This is a genomic window from Pseudomonas sp. NFACC43, assembly GCF_900119645.1.
GTDB lineage: Bacteria > Pseudomonadota > Gammaproteobacteria > Pseudomonadales > Pseudomonadaceae > Aquipseudomonas.
Genome location: NZ_FPKK01000044.1, coordinates 1 through 1,814, shown reverse-complemented (window position 1 = coordinate 1,814; position 1,814 = coordinate 1). Strand labels below are relative to the sequence as shown.

Sequence of the window (1,814 nt, the reverse complement as noted above, 5' to 3'; positions counted from 1 at the left end):
AAGTGATGCGGTAGAGGAGCGTTCTGTAAGCCTGTGAAGGTGAGTTGAGAAGCTTGCTGGAGGTATCAGAAGTGCGAATGCTGACATGAGTAACGACAATGGGTGTGAAAAACACCCACGCCGAAAGACCAAGGTTTCCTGCGCAACGTTAATCGACGCAGGGTTAGTCGGTCCCTAAGGCGAGGCTGAAAAGCGTAGTCGATGGAAAACAGGTTAATATTCCTGTACTTCTGGTTATTGCGATGGAGGGACGGAGAAGGCTAGGCCAGCTTGGCGTTGGTTGTCCAAGTTTAAGGTGGTAGGCTGAAATCTTAGGTAAATCCGGGGTTTCAAGGCCGAGAGCTGATGACGAGTTACCCTCTGGGTGACGAAGTGGTTGATGCCATGCTTCCAAGAAAAGCTTCTAAGCTTCAGATAACCAGGAACCGTACCCCAAACCGACACAGGTGGTTGGGTAGAGAATACCAAGGCGCTTGAGAGAACTCGGGTGAAGGAACTAGGCAAAATGGCACCGTAACTTCGGGAGAAGGTGCGCCGGTGAGGGTGAAGCACTTGCTGCGTAAGCCCACGCCGGTCGAAGATACCAGGCCGCTGCGACTGTTTATTAAAAACACAGCACTCTGCAAACACGAAAGTGGACGTATAGGGTGTGACGCCTGCCCGGTGCCGGAAGGTTAATTGATGGGGTTAGCTAACGCGAAGCTCTTGATCGAAGCCCCGGTAAACGGCGGCCGTAACTATAACGGTCCTAAGGTAGCGAAATTCCTTGTCGGGTAAGTTCCGACCTGCACGAATGGCGTAACGATGGCGGCGCTGTCTCCACCCGAGACTCAGTGAAATTGAAATCGCTGTGAAGATGCAGTGTATCCGCGGCTAGACGGAAAGACCCCGTGAACCTTTACTATAGCTTTGCACTGGACTTTGAATTTGCTTGTGTAGGATAGGTGGGAGGCTTTGAAGCGTGGACGCCAGTCTGCGTGGAGCCATCCTTGAAATACCACCCTGGCAACTTTGAGGTTCTAACTCAGGTCCGTTATCCGGATCGAGGACAGTGTATGGTGGGTAGTTTGACTGGGGCGGTCTCCTCCTAAAGAGTAACGGAGGAGTACGAAGGTGCGCTCAGACCGGTCGGAAATCGGTCGTAGAGTATAAAGGCAAAAGCGCGCTTGACTGCGAGACAGACACGTCGAGCAGGTACGAAAGTAGGTCTTAGTGATCCGGTGGTTCTGTATGGAAGGGCCATCGCTCAACGGATAAAAGGTACTCCGGGGATAACAGGCTGATACCGCCCAAGAGTTCATATCGACGGCGGTGTTTGGCACCTCGATGTCGGCTCATCACATCCTGGGGCTGAAGCCGGTCCCAAGGGTATGGCTGTTCGCCATTTAAAGTGGTACGCGAGCTGGGTTTAGAACGTCGTGAGACAGTTCGGTCCCTATCTGCCGTGGACGTTTGAGATTTGAGAGGGGCTGCTCCTAGTACGAGAGGACCGGAGTGGACGAACCTCTGGTGTTCCGGTTGTCACGCCAGTGGCATTGCCGGGTAGCTATGTTCGGAAAAGATAACCGCTGAAAGCATCTAAGCGGGAAACTTGCCTCAAGATGAGATCTCACTGGAGCCTTGAGCTCCCTGAAGGGCCGTCGAAGACTACGACGTTGATAGGCAGGGTGTGTAAGCGCTGTGAGGCGTTGAGCTAACCTGTACTAATTGCCCGTGAGGCTTGACCATATAACACCCAAGCAATCTGTCGACTCGACAGAGACCAGATTGCGGTGTTGTGAAGACGAAACGAACCGAAAGTTCGAACGTGCTTG

The 1,814-nt window shown here is 52.8% G+C and carries 1 rRNA gene; it reads left to right on the top strand.

What is annotated here, in order from left to right:
* Positions 1–1,728, top strand: a 23S ribosomal RNA gene (locus BT179_RS26275); the annotation flags it as partial.
* Between the last annotated feature and the right edge of the window lie 86 nt (positions 1,729–1,814).